The sequence below is a fragment of the Nocardia vinacea NBRC 16497 genome (assembly GCF_000308835.1).
Taxonomy (GTDB): domain Bacteria; phylum Actinomycetota; class Actinomycetes; order Mycobacteriales; family Mycobacteriaceae; genus Nocardia; species Nocardia vinacea.
This window is the reverse complement of sequence record NZ_BAGN01000383.1, coordinates 1-20,083: the sequence shown is the minus strand read 5'-3', so window position 1 is coordinate 20,083 and position 20,083 is coordinate 1. Positions and strand designations below refer to the sequence as shown.

Genomic DNA, 20,083 nt, shown 5'->3' with positions numbered 1-20,083 from the left:
ACCACGAGCACCGAGGTGCGGTATTCGCCCTGGCGCCTGCGGCGCTGTCTGGTGTGCAGTCGCCAGAGCAACCGGCTGACCATCAGTCCGACCAGACCCAGCGGCAGCGCGATCGCGAGATAGCCTCGCGCGAACTCGATCTGGAATATCAGCGACATGATCGCCAATGCCCCGAACAGTCGCAGAGTGGCCGAAACCAACCGCCGGTACTCCTCGGACCCACACCCCACCACCTGTGGTGATCGGGAATTGCATGCCGCGAGGAAAGCGAGCCAGGTGAGCGCGAGCAACGCCGAGACAACGGTGTAGCCGACCTCGTACGGCATCGGCCACGCCAGCGGCGGCGCGGCGGGGCCACCGAATCGGATCAGTTGTGCAAGGCCGACGGCGGCGCCGATCACCGCGAAATCCGTTGTGGCCAGACGCCGTACATACTCTGCCTGCCAACGTTCGCGCTCGGAGCGCGGCAGGGTCGGTGACGGGCCTGCGCTATCCAGGTCGTCGTCTTCGGTGAGCTCGAAGCCCATTGAACAAACACCTCCCCCTGGGAGTTTTTCGTTGCCCCCGATCCCCGTCGACCGGTCCCCTCGACACAATCCGGCCGCCCGGGGTTGTTCCTTCAGTCGGCGGCCCGAAGGCGATTGTTACAGAACACAATCCCCTGCACACACCGAACAGAAAGTGCCGCAGAGTATTCCACGGAGTAGCCAACATTCGGGCGGTCGGTTTTTCGAGTCTTGAAACAAATGCCTCTTCAGGAAAAGTCGGCAGGTGGCGCACCCGCGCACACACCAGATGGAAGTGACGATGGGGGCTCCGCCACCAACGAGAGTTGTTTGCCCACCAGATGCCAATGGTCGGAGCGCTCTCGAAATCGTCCGGAAACCGCTACCCCACAATCGGTTTCACGAGCCATACGCAAGCGATTCGCTGTAACGTCTCACTTGATCGCGCCGACGTCATGGGCATGCCGGTAATTCGCCGGGGTCGATCCGCGCGGCAGGAGGCAGGGGGCCAGGATGCGTTGTCGCCTTTGTGATTCCGAGCGTCTGTCGAGCGTGCTCGACCTCGGAGCCACACCGCCGTGCGAAAAATTTCTCGCGGTGGACGAACTCGATCTTCCCGAGCCGACCTATCCCCTACATCTGCGGATCTGCGAGGACTGCCTACTGTTGCAGATCCCCGCATTGATCACGCCGGAGGAAACCTTCACCGAATACGCGTATTTCGCCTCGTATTCCGATAGTTGGGTACGGCATGCCGAAGTCTTCGTTTCCGAAGCTGTCAAAAAGCTGGACCTCGAGACCGATTCATTCGTGGTCGAGGTCGCCAGCAACGACGGGTACCTGCTGCGGCATGTGGTCGCCGCGGGCATCCCGTGCCTGGGCATCGAACCCTCGGTGAATGTCGGCGCGGCCGCGCGCAAACTCGGCGTGCCGACCGAAACCGCCTTCCTCGACGAGGAATTCGCCAAGCGGATCCGCGCCCAGCACGGGCCCGCGGACCTGGTTGTCGCCAACAATGTCTACGCCCACGTCCCCGATCTGCGCGGATTCACCCGCGCACTACGCGAACTGCTCGCCGATGACGGCTGGCTCTCGATCGAGGTGCATCACGCGCTGAACCTGATGGAGTTCGGCCAGTTCGACACCATCTATCACGAACATTTCCAGTACTACACGGTGCTCTCGGCTCAGCGCGCGCTGGCCACCGCCGGATTGGCCGTAGTGGATGTCGAACTGCTTGCCACCCATGGCGGTTCGATCCGGCTGTGGGCACGGCCGGAGGCGGTCGCGGCCGCACCGAGCAGCCGGGTGCGCGAGGTGCTGCACCGCGAGCAGACCGCGGGCTTGCACCGCGCCGAGGGCTACCGGCACCTGGAGATCAGCGCGCGACAAGTCCGTCAGGAACTGCTGCGGTTCCTGCTCGACGCGCGTGCACAGGGCAGGCGGGTGGTCGGTTACGGCGCGCCCGGCAAGGGCAACACCCTGCTCAACTATTGCGGGATCCGACCCGACCTGCTGAGCTATACGGTCGACCGAAACCCCTATAAGCACGGGCGATTCACCCCGGGCACCCGGATCCCGATCTACCCGACCGCACGCATCGATCTCGATCGACCCGATGTGGTGCTGGTACTGCCGTGGAATCTCGAGGCCGAGATCACCACACAACTGAGCCATATCGCCGAGTGGGGCGGCGAACTGGTCTATCCACTACCGACTTTGCACAGCGCCGTGCTCGGGGAAACGAAGAATGCTGAATCGAGGGGAAGGCACGCGCGATGAAGGTTGTGCTGTTCTGCGGCGGGTACGGGATGCGGATGCGCGACGGCTCCGACATGCTGCCCAAGCCGATGCAACTGGTCGGTCCCCGGCCGCTGCTGTGGCATGTGATGCGCTATTACGCGCACTTCGGCCACAAGGATTTCATTCTGTGCCTCGGCTACGGGGCCGAGCACATCAAGAACTTCTTCCTGACCTACCAGGAGTCGGTGTCCAACGACTTCGTCATCCGCGACGGTTCGGTGGAGTTGCTGCGCACCGATATCAGCGACTGGTCGATCACCTTCGTCGACACCGGTCTCGACTCGGCCATCGGCGAACGGCTGCGGCGGGTGCGGCCATATCTCGAGGGTGAGCAGACCTTCCTGGCCAACTACGCCGACGTGCTCACCGACGCACCGCTCGACGAGATGATCGAGCGCTTCACCGCCTCCGGCGCGGCCGCCTCGATGATGGTGGTGCCACCGCAGCAGTCGTTCCACTGCGTCGATATCAAGCCCAGTGGCGAGGTCAAGGAGATCCGGCCGGTTTCGTCGATGCCGCTGTGGGAGAACGGCGGATACTTCGTGCTCGGCCACGAGGTACTGGATCTGCTGCCGCCCGGCGGAGATCTCGTCGCGGACGCCTGCGGGAGGCTGGCCGGACAGGGCCGGCTCTATGGCTATCAGCATCTGGGCTTCTGGAAGCCCGCCGACACATTCAAGGAACGCGCCGAACTCGACGCGGCATACCGATCCGGCATCCGCCCATGGATGGTCTGGGAGAAACAGTTCGCATGATCGCGCTGACCACCGGGTCACTGACCGAGATCGCGGTGCTCGGCGCGCACTGCGATGACATCGCGATCGGCATGGGCGCGACGCTACTAACGGTGGCGCGCAAGCATTCCGGGCTGCGGGTGCGCGCACTGGTGCTCACCGGTGCGGGCACGGTGCGCGAGGACGAGGAGCGGGCCGCGCTGACCGCGTTCTGTCCGAATGCGGATCTGCGCGTGACGGTGCTCGACCTGCCCGACGGCCGAGCGCCCGCGCACTGGGACCGAATCAAGCAGGCGCTGGCCACTTTCCGCGCGAGCACCGAACCGGATCTGGTCTTCGCACCGCAGCGCGGCGACGCGCATCAGGACCATCGGCTCCTCGCCGAACTGGTCCCCACCGAATTCCGGGACCAGCTGGTGCTCGGCTACGAAATCCTGAAGTGGGAGACCGATACGCCGACGCCGACCGTATTCGTGCCGATATCAACGGAATTCGCCGAGGAAAAGGCGCGGCTGCTGCAGAAGCACTACCCTTCGCAAGTGGGGCGGGACTGGTTCGACGAGCAGTCGTTCATCGGTCTGTCCCGGCTGCGTGGGGTGCAATGCCGGGATCGGCATGCCGAAGCATTCGTTGTCGACAAGGTTGTCGTCGATTTGGGTCTGTCATGACTACTGGAGCTCAATTGACTGCCGAAGACACGGGCATGCGTGTGCTGCTCACCGGATATCAGGGTTATCTCGGCACGGTCATGGCACCGGTGCTGCGCGCCGCGGGCCACGAGGTGGTCGGACTCGATACCGGATTCTTCGCCGATTGCGTCCTCGGCCGACTGCCCGGCGATCCGCCCGGTCTCGCGGTCGACCTGCGCGATGTGACCGTCGAACAGCTCACCGGATTCGATGCGGTGATCCATCTCGCGGCGTTGTCCAACGATCCACTCGGCGCACTCGATCCCGAAATCACCTACGCGATCAATCATCACGCGTCGGTGCGCCTGGCCCGGCTTGCGAAAGAGGCCGGGGTGCGGCGATTTCTGTACGCATCGACCTGTTCGGTGTACGGCGCGGCGGGCGAGGATCTGGTCACCGAGGACGCCCCATTGCGTCCGATCACGCCCTATGCCGACAGCAAGGTGCGGGTCGAAGACGATGTCGCGGCGCTGGCGGATGCCGACTTCACGCCGGTATTCCTGCGCAACGCAACGGCATTCGGCTTCTCGCCGCGACTGCGCGCGGATATCGTGCTCAATAATCTGGTCGGGTACGCGGTGCTCACCGGCGAGGTGAAGGTGCTCTCGGACGGGACACCGTGGCGGCCGCTGGTGCATGCCGACGATATCGCCGAAGCCTTCGCGACCTGCCTGACCGCGCCGCGCGCGGCGATCGACTGCCGGGCGTTCAATATCGGCACCGAGGCGAACAATCTCACGGTGGCCGATATCGCCGGGGCCGTGGTGGCCGCGGTGCCGGGCGCCCGGCTGTCCATCACCGGCGAGAGCGGCGCGGACCCGAGGTCCTATCGCGTCGACTTCTCCTCCGCCCGTTCGGTTCTCGGCTACCGCGCCACCTGGACGGTGGCCGCCGGGGCCGAGCAGCTGTATCGCGAATACACCGCCAGGGGACTTACCAGTGACGATTTCTTCCGCCGGTTCACCCGGTTGCCACATCTGGCGAAATTGCGGGATACCGGGGTGCTGGACGCGTCGATGCGTCGGATCACAGCGGCTCGGCAAGTTTCGTGAGCAGCTGGCGCCAACTGCCGGCGGCTCGGTCGCGGGCCGAGACCACGGTGACCGGCAGCGGCCACGCGATGGCCAGTTCCGGATCGTCGTAGGCGACGCCGATGTCCTCGGCCGGATCGTGCGGACGGTCGATCCGGTAGCAGACATCGGCATTCGCGGTCAGCGCCTGGAAGCCGTGCAGGAAGCCCGGCGGCACGTAGAGCTGCCGGAATTCGGTGTCGTCGAGCCGAAATGCCTGCTGCCGCCCGAAACTCGGCGAATCCGGCCGGATATCGACCAGCACGTCGTGCACCGCGCCGTGCGCGCAGCGCACCAGCTTCGCCTCACCCCGCCCGGACCGTCCGTGCATGCCCCGGATGACTCCGCGTGCCGAACGAGATTGCGAATCCTGCACGAATGCGGCCGCCGTACCGGGTGCGCCGAGGTGAGCATCGAAGTTCGTGGCGTCGAAGGTGCGGGTGAACAGGCCGCGGTCGTCCCGAAAGGGTTCGGGCACCAGCACCAGGACATCGGCGAGATCGGTGTGTTCGATACGCACCAGGCCATCGTGTCATGAACGGCATGGTCCCGCGTCGCGGTTGCCGCGGCTGCTCGAGTACCGAACTCACCCCGGTACTCGATCTCGGTAAAGTTCCTGCCGCCGACCATTTTCCGCTCGCGCGCAGTGCGATCGAACCCACCGAGATCGCGCATCCGCTGCGCATGGATGTCTGCGGTGCCTGCGGGCTGGCGCAATTGGCCGATGACGACACCCGCACCGCGGAGCCGCGCGGTATCGAACCGCAGGCGCTGCGTGATCAGGCCGCCGAGGCGGTGGCACGGGTGGCGCGCGCCGGTCTGTTGCGCGGGCGGACCGTGCGCGAATTCGGTAGTCCGCACGGCGGTACCTGGCTGCCGTTGCTCGCTGGGCGCGGGTTCGAATCCGTCGACGGGGTCGCCGATGTGGTGCTCGACTGCTTCGGCATCATGCACGAGCCGGATCAGCGGGCCGCCTTCGCGCAGCGGGCCGCGGCGACCGCGCCGGCGGGCCTGCTGCTGCTCCAGTACCACTCGCTGGCCACCATCGTCGCGACGGGTCAATGGAATGCATTGCGGCACGGGCATTTCGCATACTACTCGCTCGGCGCACTGCACCGATTGCTCGAGGCCGCCGGGATGAGTGTGGCGACGGCGTGGGAGTTCGATCTGTACGGCGGCACCGTCCTGATCGGCGCGGTGCACGGCACGGTCGAACCGGACCTTGCCGTGCGCGCCATTCGCGCCGCCGAAGCCGAATACACTGATCTCGTTGCGCTACAAGGCCTTCAGCGCAGGACCGACGAGCATGCCCGACTTCTGCGCCACTGGCTCGAGGCGATGGCGGCGCGCCGCAGACGGGTGTACGCCTACGGGGCGGCGTCGCGCGCGGTCGCGCTCTTCAGCATTGCCGGAGTGCACCGCGGACTGATCGCCGCGGTCGCCGATGCCTCACCCGCCAAACAGGGCCGCCGGATGCCGGGCACCGATATCCCGATCATCTCGCCTGCCGAACTCGTCTCCGCCCGACCGGATTTCGTGCTGCTGACACTGCGCGATCTGCTTTCCGAGGTCCGTGCCAGATTTCCCGAACTCGACAGCCGCTGGGTCGTCGACAATCCGGCCGGCCCTTCGGAAGGGCGGTGACCATATGCCGTGAGTTGGCTGCGTCGTAGTGGGATCGGCGGCGGCGTTGCGCGTTTTGCTGTTGAACATCTGTTAGTGGGGAACCTGAGGGGAAATACTGATGAGGGATAACACACTCCGTAGCCGGAGTCTGCGCGCGTTCATATTGGCCTCGGTAACGGCTTCGGGTCTGGCCTTCACCACCGGCACCGCATCCGCGGCAATCGATAGCACCAGTCAGATCGTCGATCGGCAGGATCGGACGGTCGAGGCGATTCAATCCGATACCCGGATCGATTTCGTACCACCGTTGGACGGCAATCCGCTGACCCGCGAGTGGTTCCACAACGGAGAGGCTTCCTACCGCGTCACCGGGCCGAACGCCCAGGACTGGTCTGGCCACATCACCATCGGCTATCAGGTCGGATATCCGGCCACACTGAACGGACGGATCGTATTCCAGTGGTATACGCCGGACCTCGGTGTCGATCTCGGCGGCGCCGACGGATCGGTGCTCAAGCTCAACGGTCTGATCCCGCGCGCAGGCGTCGAACTCGCGGTGGGTTTCGGTCCCGGGATCCAGACCGTCGAGTGCACGGGCGGCGATGTCTTCGGCGCGGAGGGTTTCATCCGGATGTCCGGTTTCCACGGCACCGTCACCGGTGTGCTCGGGCAGACAACCATTCGCCCGTTCGTGCGGGTGATCAGCGCCAACGGTGACGCGGTGTACACCTACGGCAGGCTCTGGACCATCTGAGTCGGCAGCGCGCGGCAGTGTGGCGTCCGGTCATCGGGCGCCACACTGCGGTGTGGGCACCCCGGGGTGAAAATTGCCCACCCCTCGGGTTTGCTGGGCGATCCCTGAGGTCCCTGTTTTCGGCGGGGCGGAGCGACGACAGTCATATGTAGTCCCGATGTCGCCTCTCCCCCCGAAGGAATACACACTATGCAGCCGAGTTACGTCCACCACGTCCGGCAGCAAGTATGCGAATACGGGGATACGAGGTCCTACACCTACCTGCGTGAGGCCGGTCGCGAGCTCGTCGAGGAGATCGTCAGCTATCGCGAACTCGATCGCGACGCCAGGGCCGTGGCCGCTTGGTTGGCCGACCGTCCGGAGTCTGCGCAGCCCGTTGTGCTCCTCTACCAGGACGGTATGGCGTTTCTGCGGGCATTTCTCGGCTGCCTGTACGCCGGCGTTGTGGCCGTTCCCGCGCCGCTGCCGAACTACGAGCGCAGCGCCGACCGGGTTGCGGGCATAATCGCGGACTCCGGCGCCCGGTTGGTGCTTACGACCAGCCAATTCCAGCCGCTGGTCGCGGCGACCACAACCGCGGTCGTCGCCGCCACCGACGGTCCGCTCGGCGACCCCGACGCCTGGCGGATGCCCGATATCGACTCCGGGACGATCGCATTCCTGCAATACACCTCGGGATCGACCGGCACCCCGAAGGGCGTCGTCGTGACGCACGGCAATCTCATGCACAACGAGGCGGCCATCGCCGCCGGCGGCGAGCTGGACGATACCGGGACCGGTGTCAGCTGGATCCCGAACTTCCACGACATGGGCCTGATCGGCTTTGTGCTGGGGGCGGTGTACTTCGGCACGAATCTGGTGTTCATGTCGCCGACGACATTCCTCAAGCGTCCGGTGCGCTGGCTGCAGGCCATCAGCAAGTATCGAGCAACCTACACCGGCGCGCCGAATTTCGCATACGACCTGATCGTGCGCCGAGTGACCGACGAGCAGCTGGCAGATCTCGATCTCAGCAGTCTGCGGTTCGCGTTGTGCGGCGCCGAGCCGGTTCGCGAACGGACCGTGGCGGCGGTAAACGAACGGTTCGCGGTCGCAGGATTGCCGCCCACAGCATTCCTGCCGGTCTACGGCCTGGCGGAGGTGACGCTGCTCGCCAGCTACGGACGGATCGACGCGACACCGGTCTACCTCGACGCCGGACCCGATACCCGGCTCGTCAGCTGCGGCCGCGCGGCGCGCGGTCTCGACATCCGCATCGTCGACCCGCACACGCGCAAACAGGTGCCGGACAACACCGTCGGCGAGATCTGGATTCGCGGCGAGAGTGTTGCGGCCGGCTATTGGAACCGTCCCGACGAGACCCGCGAGACCTTCGACGCGTACATCGGAACCGAGGGGCCGTTCCTGCGCACCGGTGATCTCGGTCTGCGGCACGACGAGGAGCTGTTCATCGCCGGCCGGCTCAAGGATCTGCTGATCATCAACGGCCGCAACCTCTATCCCCAGGACGTCGAGGAACTGGTGAGCGCGCTGCATCCGGCACTCGCCGTCGGCGTCGCCGTATCCGTCGACGCGGGGGGCCGGGAACGAATGGTCGTGCTGCAAGGCGTCAAGAAGGCGCTGCTCGGCGAGGCCACGCTGACCGAGCTGACCTCGGCGATCAAAATCGCGGTCGCCCGAAGGTTCGATGTGCCCGCGCCGAATGTCGTTCTCGTAGAAACCCGTTCGGTGCATCACACCACCAGCGGCAAGGTCCAGCGCAACTCGATGCGGGCGGCGTTCCTGGAGGATCGCGTCGAGGGTGTCCTGCACGAAGATCTCGAACCGGCGCTGAGCCGATCACTGACCGTCTGACCGACCCCTGTACCGCCGAGGAGCCGAATATGTTCGACACCGCTGCCGCCTGCCCGACAACGATCCAAGGCTGGCTCGTGAAGCGCGTCGCCGACTACACCGAACGCGCACCGCACCAGGTGGATCCGGCGATTCCGCTCGCCGAGCTCGGCCTCGACTCCGCTTCGGCGGTAACCCTGTGCGGCGAGATCGAGGACCGGTGGTCACTCGACGTCGACCCGACGCTGGTTTTCGACTACCCCACCATCGCCGATATCGCCGGATATCTGGCCGCCGAATTCGCTGTCGCCACATGACGGACATCGCGATCGTCGGCCTGGATTGCCGATTCCCGCAAGCACCCGATCCCGCCGCGCTGTGGCAGATGCTGCTCGACGGACGCGACGCCATTTCGGAGGTGCCCGCGAACCGCTGGCACGCCGACGACTTCCACGATCCGGCCGGTGCACCCGGCACCATCAATACCCGCAGCGGCGGATTCATCGACGACGCGGACGCCTTCGACCACGAATTCTTCGGTATCGCACCGAGGGAAGCCGAGGCGATGGATCCGCAACAGCGCCTACTGCTGCAGGCCACCTGGCGCGCCTTCGAAGATGCCGCACTCGATCCACGAGCCCAGTCCGGCACACGCACCGGGGTTTTCGTCGGTGTGATGGCCAATGAATGGGCGAACCTGCAGATGAGCGATTACGCCGCCATCACACCGCAGCACGGTTCGGGCAATGGGTATTTCATGACCGCGAACCGGCTGTCCTATCAGCTCGATCTCCGCGGTCCGAGTATCGCGGTCGATACCGCCTGTTCGTCATCGCTGGTCGCGGTCCATCTCGCCTGTGGTGCACTGGCTTCCGGCGAATGCGATCAGGCGGTCGCCGGTGGCGTGAACCTCGTACTCACCCCGGCCGTCGGTGTATTCTACACCCAGGCGGGCCTGTCCGCGCCCGATGCTCGCTGTAAACCGTTCAGCGGCAACGCCGATGGGATCGTGCGCGGTGAGGGTGTCGCCGTGCTCGTGCTGCGGCGTTTGGCCGATGCGGTGGCCGAGGGGCTGCCGGTGTACGCGGTGATCAAGGGCAGCGCGGTCAACTCCGACGGCCGCAGCAATGGCATCACCGCACCGAACCGGTGGGCACAGCAGCAGGTGATCACCGAGGCCTATCAGCGGGCCGGTGTACAGCCGGAGGACGTGGACTTCATCGAAGCACACGGCACCGGAACGATTCTCGGTGACATGATCGAGGTCAAGGCGCTCGGCGCACTGCACGGGGCGAACCGAGCCGAACCCTGCGGCATCGGTTCCATCAAGGGCAATCTCGGCCATACCGAGGGCGCGGCGGGCGTCGCCGGACTGATCAAGGTCGCGCTCGGTCTGCATCACGGTGTAGTCGCGCCGACGAGATTCGCCGAGCAGGAAAACCCCCAGCTGCGGATGAGTCGCCATGGCCTGCGCTTGGTCGCGGAACCGATGCCGCTGCACGGACCGGCGCTCGGCGGGGTGAGCAGCTTCGGGATCGGTGGTACGAATGCGCACATCGTGCTGGCCAGCGCGCCCGCGAAGCCGGCACCGGCGGCGTCCGGGGGTGGCGTACTCACGCTGTCGTCGAATGATCGGGCAGGACTGCGGCGCAACGCGCTTCGACTCGCCGACGCATTGGCGACGGTACCGGAGGATCGGTTCGCGCAGCTGTGCTGGACCAGTAACCAGGTCAAATCTTCCGGGCGCACTCGAACGGCGATCGTCGCGACCAATCGTGCCGACGCTATCGCACGCCTGCGGGGCGAACCCGAAATCGGTGTGGCACAAGCGGTCGGCACCGGTTGGATGTTCACCGGTCAGGGCTCACAATTCGCCGGTATGGCACGGGCGTTGGACGCGGCGAACCCGCTGTTCCAGCACGCCCTGTGGGCGGTCGACGATTGCATGATCGAGCACCTGGATCGCTCGGTGCGCGACCTGCTGCTCGATGAGAGCACCGATATCGACCGCACCGACCTCGCCCAACCCGCCATCTTCGCGATGGAATACGCACTCGCCCGGTCACTCGCCGAGGCGGGCGTGCGGCCCGCATGGCTCATCGGGCACAGCATCGGCGAATTCGCGGCCGCGGCGGTGGCGGGAGTTTTCGACCTCGACGACGCGTGTCGGTTGGTGGTCGCGCGCGGTCGGCTGATGCAGCAATTGCCAACGGGCGGTGCGATGCTCGCGGTACGCGCGGCCGAGAACCAGGTGGCCGATCTGCTCGCCGAGGAACCCTTGGTTGCGGTCGCCGCCGTCAATGGTGCGGCAGATCTCGTGCTCTCCGGTCCGGCCGCGGCGATCGAACGGATCCGGGCGGCACTCGACGCTCGTACGGTGATCACGAAGGCGCTCAACGTTTCCCACGCGTTCCACAGCCCGCTGATGGAGCCGATGCTGGCGGAGTTCGAGGCTATCGCCCGCGACTGCGTCTACCGTGCACCGAATATTCCCGTCTATTCGACCGTACGCGGACGCCTGCTCGATGCTTCCGAGCCGATGGACGCCGCGTACTGGACCGAACACGTCTGTGCCACCGTCCGATTCGCCGACGCCGTGGAGGCGGCACTGGGCACCGAGCCCAGCCATGTCATCGAGGTCGGCCCGCGAAAGCTCCTGGCGGCGCTGGTCGGCCGGATTCGGCCCGAGCTGGCGGCGCGCTGCCTCGCGCCAAGCCCCGGACCCGGTGCGTCCGGCACCGAATTCGCGCAGACCCTTGCCGCGCTGTACCGCGACGGTTTCACCCCCGATTGGGATCGACTCTACGCACCGGCGCAACGAGTCCGTCGCCGCCTGCCGACCTACGAGTTCTCGACCGAACACCGATTCTGGGTCGAACCCCCCACCCACACAACGACTTCCACAACCCTTGAGGCAACAACGACCATGGATCAATTGATCGCACTCTTCCGCGAGCAGGCCGCCGTATTGGCCAGTGTGGCGACCGGATCCACCGAGATCCGGACACCACTGCCGGACACCGAGCGGTCCTCGGTCAGCCCGGAGGCGGTCGCCGGCATCGTGCGCGCGGAGGTGGCCAGGGTCAGCGGCTTCCCCGCCGACCTATTGCGGGACGACCGGACGATCACCGACGGCCTCGGACTCGATTCGATCATGCTCACCGACCTGTTCGGCGGACTCGTCCGCAAACTTCCCGGACTGACCATCGATCCGAGCTGGTTCACAGCGATGACGACACTGGGTGATGTCATCGGCTATGTCGCGGATCAAGTCACCGGTGCGCCCGCACCCGCCGCGCCCGCACCCGCGCCCGAGCGCGTGACCGTCGCGCCGGAGTATCGGATCTCCGACTTCGCCGAGGTCCGGGCGATTGCCGATCGGCTCTCCGGCGCGGAGGCGCTCGGGCTGTCGAATCCCTACTTCCTGATCAACGACGGCGTCACCCGGGACACCTCGGTGATCGACGGCGCACCCGTGCTCAACTTCTCCAGCTACAACTACCTGGGCCTGTCCGGTCATCCGGCAGTTGTGACGGCGGTCCAGGATTCGGTCGCCCGCTACGGCAGTTCGTGTTCGGCCAGCCGCGTGCTCTCCGGTGAAAAGCCGGTGCACCGCGAACTGGAGGCCGAACTCGCCGGGTTGCTCGGCACCGAGGATGCGATCGCACTCGTCGGCGGCCATTCGACGAACGTCACGATCATCGGGCACATTGCCGGTCCGGAGGATCTGGTGATCCACGACAGCCTCGCGCACGACAGCATCCTGCAGGGCTGCAAACTGTCCGGCGCGACGCGGCGGCCGTTCCCGCACAACGACCATGCGGCACTCGACCAGCTGCTCACCGAAATCCGGCACCAGTATCGCCGCGTGCTGATCCTGATCGAGGGCGTTTACAGCCAGGACGGCGATATTCCGGATCTGCCCGCGATCATCGAGGTCAAGCGGAAGCACCAAGCGCTGTTGATGATCGACGAGGCGCACAGCATCGGTGTACTCGGTGCCGGCGGCGGCGGGATCGGCGAATACTTCGGCGTCGATCGCGGCGATGTCGAATTGTGGTCCGGCACCATGTCGAAGGCGCTTGCCGGATGCGGCGGCTATGTGGCGGGCAGCGCCGAGCTGATCCGCTTCCTCAAATACACCACACCTGGATTCGTCTACAGCGTCGGCATGACCCCGATGAATGCGGCCGCATCGGCGGCGGCGATCCGCCAACTGCGCACCGACCGCACACCGCTGGATCGCCTGCGGAACAACGCACAACTGTTCCTGCGCCTGGCTCGCGACGCCGGTATCGACACCGGTGACAGCGCCGACACACCGATCATCCCGTGCATCATCGGCGATTCGTTGCAGACGCTGACACTGTCGAATGCGCTACTGCGCCGCGGCATCAACGTCAACCCGATTATTTACCCGGCAGTCCCGGAAAACCTTGCCCGCCTGCGCTTCTTTGTCACCGCATGCCACACAGAGGATCAGATTCGCGACACGGTGAAGATCCTCGCCGAGGAGTTGGCCCTGCTTCGGTCAGCCGACCGAGCGGAACTCGCTGCCGATTTCGCCGAATAGCACCGGGGCATCGGCACCGAAGGTGAGTGCGGCGGTATGCAGTGCGGCTATCGCCGCGGCCAACGCATCCGGATTCGTCGCGTGCTCGATGGCGCTGAGGGCGAAGAAGGGGCGATGTACGGGACCGATATCGAAGGGATTCGCCTGCGAACGCGTCGATTCGCCCATAGTTGCGACGAGTTGGCGCGAATTGTCCTCGGCGGGGCCGAACTCCTCGCCCTCCAGCCGCTCGAAGGCGGTCGGCATGTCGTCGAACGGCGCGGGTAGCGGTTGCCCTTCGCGCAGGGCCAGCAATCCCATTGCTATCCACGGCCTTTCGGCGATATCGGCCAACTCGCAGGCCTTGACGGCGCACCGTCGAGCCAGCCGCCGCAAGGTCGGCTCATCCATCGCGGCGATCGCCTCGGCGAGCGGGCGGTCGAAGCGGGCCAGCTCCGCAGCCGAAAGATGTTCGCGCAGTTCCGGTATCGGATCGCCGCCCCATTCCACGCGCTCGGCAGCCGCGGTCTCGGCCACCAGCTCACCGGCTGGGATGTATCGGCTGCCGGTGGCATCCATGACGAGAACCCACTCTTCGGCATCCTCCGTCGTGGTCGGTTCGGGTATCGGCACATTTTCCGGGACGCCGTATCCCGGCATATCCCACTGCCGGTGCGGCAGCAGATCGTCGCCGTCGTCGGGCCACAACCGAATCCGCCAGATATCACCGGGCGTCGTGGTCCCCGGCCATCCGTAGTTCACGAATCCGCGACCACCGACTTCGATCAGATAATCGCCGGGCGGCACCGGACACGGGTCCGCCCACCCGTCGGTCGGCGACGAGATGCTCAGTGTCCCATCAGAATCCACACGGAGTCGGCCTTCGCTTACCTGCTGCCAGTCGTCGCGATCATTCGGCGGCCTGCCATCCCACACCTGCACCGCGATCGACATCTCGAAGTTGTTCTGATGCGGGCTGAGCACCAGCAGGACGGTGCCATCCCCGGCGCACGGCTGCTGCGCGAACGCCCGATCCAGCAGGTCGATTTCGTTATCCGGATCGCCGAGACCGCCGTCGATGCAGAACTGGCCGTAGTCCATCATCAGCTCGACCGTATGCTCGGCAACTCGGCTCGCTCCGTGGGTCATTCGGCCATCCTGGCATGCGGCATCCGTCCGGCGAACAGGTTATCCCGCCAGCCGCTCCGCTGCGATGGCGAGATCCTTATCGCCGCGACCGGAGAGGCCGAGCACCACGATCGAGTCGGCAGGCAGGTCACCGCGCTCGGCCAGTTCGAGGACATACCCGACAGCGTGGGCGGATTCGAGGGCGGGAATGATGCCTTCGGTGCGGGTGAGGGCGTGCAGGCCGCGCAGGGCCACGGCGTCGGTGGCGGTGCGGTAGGTGACGCGACCGATGTCCTTGAGGTAGCTGAGTTCCGGGCCGACGCCCGGATAGTCGAGGCCCGCGGCGATGCTGTGGGTCGGCGTGACCTGTCCGTCGTCGTCCTGCAGCAGATAGCTGTAGGCGCCGTCCATTTCGCCCGGACTACCCGCGTTGAGAGTGGCCGCGTGAACCCCGGTTTCGACGCCGAGGCCCGCGGCCTCGACACCGATCAACCGAACCTCCGGTTCATCGACGAAGGGGTGGAACAGGCCGATGGCATTGCTGCCGCCGCCGACGCACGCCACGAGGTAATCCGGTAGTCGGCCTTCGGATTTCAGGATCTGCAGTCGGGTCTCGCGGCCGATGACGGTTTGCAGATCGCGCACGATCATCGGGTACGGTGCGGGCCCGGCCGAGGTGCCGAACAGGTAGTGCGTGGTGTCGAGGTTCGACACCCAATCGCGCACCGACTCGCTGATGGCCTCCTTGAGTCTGCGGCTGCCGGTCTCCACCGGACGCACCTCCGCGCCGAGCAGCGTCATCCGCATGACATTGGAGGCCTGGCGTTGCATATCGTGCGCGCCCATATAGATGACGCACGACATGCCGAGCATCGCGCAGACGGTCGCCACCGCGACTCCGTGCTGACCGGCACCGGTCTCGGCGATGATCCTCGTCTTGCCCATCCGCTTGGCCAGCAATCCCTGGCCCAATGCGTTATTGATCTTGTGCGCACCGGTATGGGTCATATCCTCGCGCTTCAGATACACCCGCACGCCCGGCACCGCGAGCAACTCGGCGAAGCGCGGCACCTGATGCAACAGCGTGGGACGGCCGACCCGGGTGCGCAGTAATTCGCGGAGTTCGTCGCGGAATCCGGCATCGGCCCGCGCCAGCGCATAGGTCTGTTCCAATTCCAGCAGCGCCGCCATCAGACCTTCGGGAACATACCTGCCGCCGAACTCACCGAACCGCCCGCGCTCGTCCGGAAGTGTGCTCGATAGCAACGCGCCCGGCGACACATGATCAATAACCATCCACACCAACGCTTCCTGCCGCGAGTCCTCAGCACTGTCTACTTCGACTCACCGCAGAGCGCGCGCCCGCAACGGATTAGTTAACAGACTCTTTAGTTTGCCGATCCGGGATTCACCGCATCGGCAGCCCGGTGAAACTGCCAGTTCATGTGTCAGACCAGCAAATCCGGGCGGTTGCGGACGGTGGCTACCGTGCGCACTCGCAGGCGGTGCAATGCGGCCTTGGCCAGGCGGGCATCCCCGGCCAGCACATCGCCGCGGTGGACCAGCTCCGGGTAGTCGTTCGCGATGCGGTGATGGAAGCGATACATATCGGTCAGTTTGCTGACGGTGGAGGTCTGGCTGCACAGGTTGAACGACGAATTGCGCCAGGCGGCCAGGATTTCGGTCACGCCGAAGAACGCGCCGAAGGACGAGACCCGCGCGAACAGGTCGACATCCATGGGAAAGACCAGGTCACCGCGCAAACCGCCGACGCGGTCGTAGTGCTCGCGGTAGAACATGGCCGCCGCTGTCGGTCCGAAGTCGGCGGGGCCGCGGCGGACGATGGTGCGTGCCAAGGCACGTGGGGTCTGTCTGCCGAGCAGCCCGGCCAGCCCGAGTTCGGTCTCCAGCACCTCCCCCGCCTCATCGATCACCTCGAACCGGCTGGAGGAGATGGCGATCGACGGATCGGTCATCACCTCGAGTTGGGTGGTGATCGCACCGGGCCGCAGTACATCGTCGGCGCAGACGACCTTGATGAGTTTCCCGGCGCAGGCTCGGATCGCCTTGTCCCAGTTGTCACCGATGGCCAGCACCGTGTCATTGCGCAGTAATCGGATTCGTGGATCGTCGAACGATTTCGCGACCTCCGACGTATCGTCGGTACTCGCATTGTCCAGGACGACCAGTTCGAATTCCACGTCCTGATCGAGGATCGATCGCAGGGTGGTGGCTAGCGTCCGGCCGGAGTTGTAGGCCGGAACGCAGACCGACAGCGTCGTCACCACAGCTATCCCCCTGATCGTGGGACCGGCCGAACCGGTCCGTTTTCCACCAATCCGAATACCCGTGCCAAACCACTCCGGCCCGCATCGATCTGTTCGACGGCTCGCTGTTGCAGTGGATCCCGGAGCGCAGGTGCATCGTCCCACAGCTCGTCCAGCGCCATGGTCAATTCTTGTTCCAGTTTGGGATCGTTCAGGTGCACCACGCGCAGTCCGGTTCCGAACATCTGCGCCAGCCCGTGGAATTTGTCGTCGTAATACTCCGAGGCGGTGATGCCGACGGCCGGAATCCCCTGCGACAGCGCGAAGACCGCCAGATGATAGGCGCTGGTCACCAATACGCGACACCGCCCGACCTGCCGGGCGACATCGGCCGGAGTGCCGCCGCGACCGACCGGCGGCAGCGCCTTATCGGCCCCCACCAACAGCGGTAACGTCGAAAGCCGGTCCTCGGAGGCGTATTCGGAAATGATCAGCGGCAGCAGCCCGGCGTCCAACTCCGCGGCACGGGTGCGCACCACCTGCCCGACGATCCCCTGGGCTTCGAGGCTGACCTGCGCGTAATCCGCGACACGCAGACAGACGCCGATCTCGGTGCCGATCCTGGCATCGCGGCTGCGATAGGCGAATTCGACCGCATCGTCACCGGTGACCAGCACCCGATCCGACTCGACGCCGAATTCGCCGAGCAACTCCGGGCCGCGGCGCCCTTCGCGCAGCGCGACGAAATCGACCTTCGGCAGCACCTCCTCGGCCCGCCGGACCAGATAGGGGTCACGCATCGGTCCCATACCCTGACCGATCAGAGCCGTCGGAATGCCGTGCGCGGACGCGTATTCGAGCAGGTTGAGGGTGCGGTGCGCCTGATAGCGGTCGACATCGGTCATATAGCCGCCGCCGATCGCGAGTACCAGCGAGGCCTGTTCGACCGCCCCCGGAATCTCCACCGGGAATTCGAGTTTCGGCGCTACCGGATTCGTCTCGGTGTCATCGATCTCGCCGCGACCGAGTACACGGATTGCCCGCAGCCGATCCTTCGGTCCATCGGTGGTCGCCCGCCACCACAATGCCGCCGGGCCAACCACTTTCGTGCCCGCGGTCCGCGACAACACTCCTTGCCAGCCGTCGGATCCCCAACGCCAGTCGGGCCCGCAGATCGGCTCGGCCTCCGGCACCAAACCCCGTAGCACACCCGGCTGATAGGTCAGCACACCGATGCGCGCCCGCGGCCAATGCGCACGGATGCGCTCGACGGTGACCACCATCATCGCGATATCGCCGCGATTGCGCAGCCAGTACTCGCCGTTCTCGACGAGCACCCGAATCTCACGTTCGGCGATATCGATGCGCTCAGCCACAGACCCCTTGGTCCCCACTGTCCTAGTCCCTCCCGCTTGTCCCCCGCGGGTCGGTCCGCGCCCGGCACGAACTCGATGTGAAATCTACCCCACTCAATCGATGTGGGCCAGCTGGCTAATCCGTTGTCCGCTCGGCGATCTGGCCGCTGTAGACCGCGCGCAACGAGGCGCCGGCAAAGGCCGCGCAATAGTCGATGAGATCGTCCATCGGCACGTCCAACCGACCGCCCTGCTTCTCCACGATCACCCGCTCCAGCATCCCGACCACCGACAGCGCGAAGATATCGATGATCTCCGCGGGCGGCTGAACATCCGGCCGCGCCTCGGTGGCCGTGGCCGCGACCAATCGGGCGAAGCGCCACAGCGCTTCACGCATCCGATATTCGGCGCCGGCCGCGGTGGGTTCGACGAAAACGATGCGCAGTTTGCGCGGATCCTCGGCCAATGCGGTGAGATACGTGCCGATTCCGGCCCGCAACTTGCGCGTCCCGCGCGGCTTCGTCGCCTCGACCGCCGTGGCCACGGCGGCGAACAGCTCGTCGATGACATGGTCGAAGACCGCGGCGAACAGTTCCTTTGTGCCGGAGAAGGATTCGTAGAAGTAGCGGTCGGTCAATCCGGCCGCGCGACACAGATCCTTGACGCCGGTCGCCGAATATCCGCGCGTGCCGAACAGCTCCAGCCCGGCTTCCAGGAGTTTGCCGCGCCGCGCCGCGACTCGGTCCTCCGCGCCGATACCGCCATAGGTCCGCACCGGGCGTCGCTGCATCGTCATCTTCGCATTGTCTCCCATGCCGACCCGCGATCTGATAAATATGACGATCGAGATAGTCAGATTAGGGGTCGGCAGTGACAACTCAGCATCGGGACAACCAGATCAGCAGACGCTCGCTGCTACGCGGCGCGGCCGCGGTGGCGGGCACCGCGGGATTGACGACATCGACCGGAATCGCGGCAGCCGAGCCGACGCCGCGACGCCGAAACGGCCCGGCGCGCAATAGCGTCGCGGTGCTCGGCGCGGGCATCGGCGGACTGACCGCGGCGCATGAACTGGCCGAACGCGGTTTCGCGGTAACGGTTTTCGATCGCAAGGAACTCGGCGGCAAATCCCGCACGATTCCGCTACCGGGCACCGGGGTCGGCGGCCGCGCACCGCTACCCGGCGAACACGGTGCGCGCGGATTCACCTCGTTCTATCACCACGTGCACGACACGATGCACCGCATTCCGCTGCCCGGCACCCGAAAGTCGGTGTACGACAATTTGATTCCGTTCTCGGTGAGCGATCCGCGCTATCCGCGCGCGGGTGATCTGCCCGATGGCTTTCCGCTGATGTTCGGGTTCTATTTCGATCCCGCGCAGGCGCTCACACCGGAAGGTTTGCAACGCATCCTGGTCGAGGTGTTCTTGAAGAACAATCTCGTTCCGCTGCCGGAGGCCATGTATATGGCAGGGCGGGTCGTCACCTATCTGACCTCGTGCGAGGAGCGGCGCTTCGGCCAGTGGGAATATGTCAGCTGGTGGGATTATGTCGGCGCGGCAAGCAGATCCGCGCAGTTCCAGGCACTTGCCGCCACCGGTCTGACACGAGCGCTGGTGGCCGCCAAGGAATATGTGGCCAGCACCAGGACCATGGGCAACATGATGGAGGGCTTCTTCATCGCACTGCTGCAGGAACTGACCGGCGGCCCGAAGGTCTACGAGGTGCTCAACGGACCCACCAACGAGGCCTGGCTCGATCCGTG

Annotated in this window: 16 protein-coding genes and 1 pseudogene; 10 read left to right on the top strand and 7 right to left on the bottom strand. The window is 65.6% G+C overall.

Translation table 11 applies throughout. From position 1 onward, the window contains the following. Positions 1 to 527 (bottom strand): annotated as a pseudogene (locus tag ON44_RS35680) (sugar transferase); the annotation flags it as partial. Positions 528 to 1,019: 492 nt separating this feature from the next. Here ON44_RS35680 and ON44_RS35675 point away from each other — a divergent pair. From ON44_RS35675 to ON44_RS35660, 4 genes are read left to right on the top strand one after another with little or no spacing between them, the layout of a single operon-like run. Further along, complete coding sequence (locus tag ON44_RS35675) at positions 1,020 to 2,288, top strand: class I SAM-dependent methyltransferase (RefSeq protein ID WP_040698820.1); 1,269 nt, start codon at positions 1,020 to 1,022, stop codon at positions 2,286 to 2,288. Beyond that, the gene (locus ON44_RS35670; RefSeq protein ID WP_040698819.1) at positions 2,285 to 3,064 is read left to right on the top strand and encodes a glycosyltransferase family protein; all 780 of its coding nucleotides are present in this window, start codon (positions 2,285 to 2,287) and stop codon (positions 3,062 to 3,064) included. Before ON44_RS35675 ends, ON44_RS35670 begins: the two co-directional genes overlap by 4 nt. After that, entirely contained in the window at positions 3,061 to 3,711 is a 651-nt protein-coding gene (locus ON44_RS35665) for a PIG-L deacetylase family protein (protein WP_040698817.1), read from the top strand. The genes ON44_RS35670 and ON44_RS35665 overlap by 4 nt, the downstream gene beginning before the upstream one ends. A 35-nt stretch (positions 3,712 to 3,746) precedes the next feature. After that, the gene (locus ON44_RS35660; RefSeq protein ID WP_040698816.1) at positions 3,747 to 4,784 is read left to right on the top strand and encodes an NAD-dependent epimerase/dehydratase family protein; all 1,038 of its coding nucleotides are present in this window, start codon (positions 3,747 to 3,749) and stop codon (positions 4,782 to 4,784) included. Here the strand turns inward: ON44_RS35660 and rfbC are convergent. Beyond that, positions 4,759 to 5,322, bottom strand: a complete 564-nt coding sequence (rfbC, locus tag ON44_RS35655) for a dTDP-4-dehydrorhamnose 3,5-epimerase (RefSeq protein ID WP_040698815.1) — start codon at positions 5,320 to 5,322, stop codon at positions 4,759 to 4,761. The two genes, ON44_RS35660 and rfbC, sit on opposite strands and share 26 nt — an antisense overlap. 14 nt (positions 5,323 to 5,336) lie before the next feature. On the opposite strand from rfbC, the gene ON44_RS35650 reads away from it, so the two are divergent. The 5 genes from ON44_RS35650 to ON44_RS35630 all read left to right on the top strand — a co-directional run bounded on the left by ON44_RS35650 (position 5,337) and on the right by ON44_RS35630 (position 13,588). Continuing rightward, positions 5,337 to 6,446 carry a class I SAM-dependent methyltransferase gene (locus tag ON44_RS35650; RefSeq protein WP_083898341.1) on the top strand — a complete coding sequence of 370 codons (1,110 nt, stop codon included), beginning with the start codon at positions 5,337 to 5,339 and terminating at the stop codon, positions 6,444 to 6,446. Positions 6,447 to 6,546: 100 nt separating this feature from the next. Further along, the gene (locus tag ON44_RS35645; protein WP_040698814.1) at positions 6,547 to 7,182 is read left to right on the top strand and encodes an MspA family porin; all 636 of its coding nucleotides are present in this window, start codon (positions 6,547 to 6,549) and stop codon (positions 7,180 to 7,182) included. Positions 7,183 to 7,371: 189 nt separating this feature from the next. Next, complete coding sequence (locus ON44_RS35640) at positions 7,372 to 9,036, top strand: fatty acyl-AMP ligase (protein WP_040698813.1); 1,665 nt, start codon at positions 7,372 to 7,374, stop codon at positions 9,034 to 9,036. A 29-nt stretch (positions 9,037 to 9,065) separates the two neighbouring features. Continuing rightward, positions 9,066 to 9,332 carry an acyl carrier protein gene (locus tag ON44_RS35635; RefSeq protein ID WP_040698812.1) on the top strand — a complete coding sequence of 89 codons (267 nt, stop codon included), beginning with the start codon at positions 9,066 to 9,068 and terminating at the stop codon, positions 9,330 to 9,332. Further along, positions 9,329 to 13,588, top strand: coding sequence for a type I polyketide synthase (locus ON44_RS35630; protein ID WP_051182793.1), 4,260 nt, complete (start codon positions 9,329 to 9,331; stop codon positions 13,586 to 13,588). The genes ON44_RS35635 and ON44_RS35630 overlap by 4 nt, the downstream gene beginning before the upstream one ends. On the opposite strand, the gene ON44_RS47850 is transcribed toward ON44_RS35630, so the two are convergent. The 5 genes from ON44_RS47850 to ON44_RS35605 all read right to left on the bottom strand — a co-directional run bounded on the left by ON44_RS47850 (position 13,547) and on the right by ON44_RS35605 (position 19,113). Continuing rightward, complete coding sequence (locus ON44_RS47850; RefSeq protein WP_063721680.1) at positions 13,547 to 14,716, bottom strand: hypothetical protein; 1,170 nt, start codon at positions 14,714 to 14,716, stop codon at positions 13,547 to 13,549. The two genes, ON44_RS35630 and ON44_RS47850, sit on opposite strands and share 42 nt — an antisense overlap. A gap of 39 nt (positions 14,717 to 14,755) precedes the next feature. Continuing rightward, on the bottom strand, positions 14,756 to 15,991 hold the full coding sequence (trpB, locus tag ON44_RS35620; RefSeq protein ID WP_040698826.1) for a tryptophan synthase subunit beta: 1,236 nt from the start codon (positions 15,989 to 15,991) through the stop codon (positions 14,756 to 14,758). Between the two features lie 152 nt (positions 15,992 to 16,143). Then, the gene (locus ON44_RS35615; protein WP_085998683.1) at positions 16,144 to 16,983 is read right to left on the bottom strand and encodes a glycosyltransferase family 2 protein; all 840 of its coding nucleotides are present in this window, start codon (positions 16,981 to 16,983) and stop codon (positions 16,144 to 16,146) included. 2 nt (positions 16,984 to 16,985) lie between these two features. Next, a complete protein-coding gene (locus ON44_RS35610) occupies positions 16,986 to 18,338 on the bottom strand; it encodes a polysaccharide pyruvyl transferase family protein (protein ID WP_040698824.1) in 1,353 nt (450 codons plus the stop codon). A 115-nt stretch (positions 18,339 to 18,453) separates the two neighbouring features. Continuing rightward, positions 18,454 to 19,113 (bottom strand): TetR/AcrR family transcriptional regulator, encoded by a 660-nt coding sequence (locus ON44_RS35605; RefSeq protein ID WP_040698823.1) that lies wholly within the window; start codon positions 19,111 to 19,113, stop codon positions 18,454 to 18,456. A gap of 74 nt (positions 19,114 to 19,187) precedes the next feature. On the opposite strand from ON44_RS35605, the gene ON44_RS35600 reads away from it, so the two are divergent. Then, positions 19,188 to 20,083 (top strand): FAD-dependent oxidoreductase (locus tag ON44_RS35600; protein ID WP_245567473.1); only part of this gene is annotated, 896 nt, incomplete at its 3' end.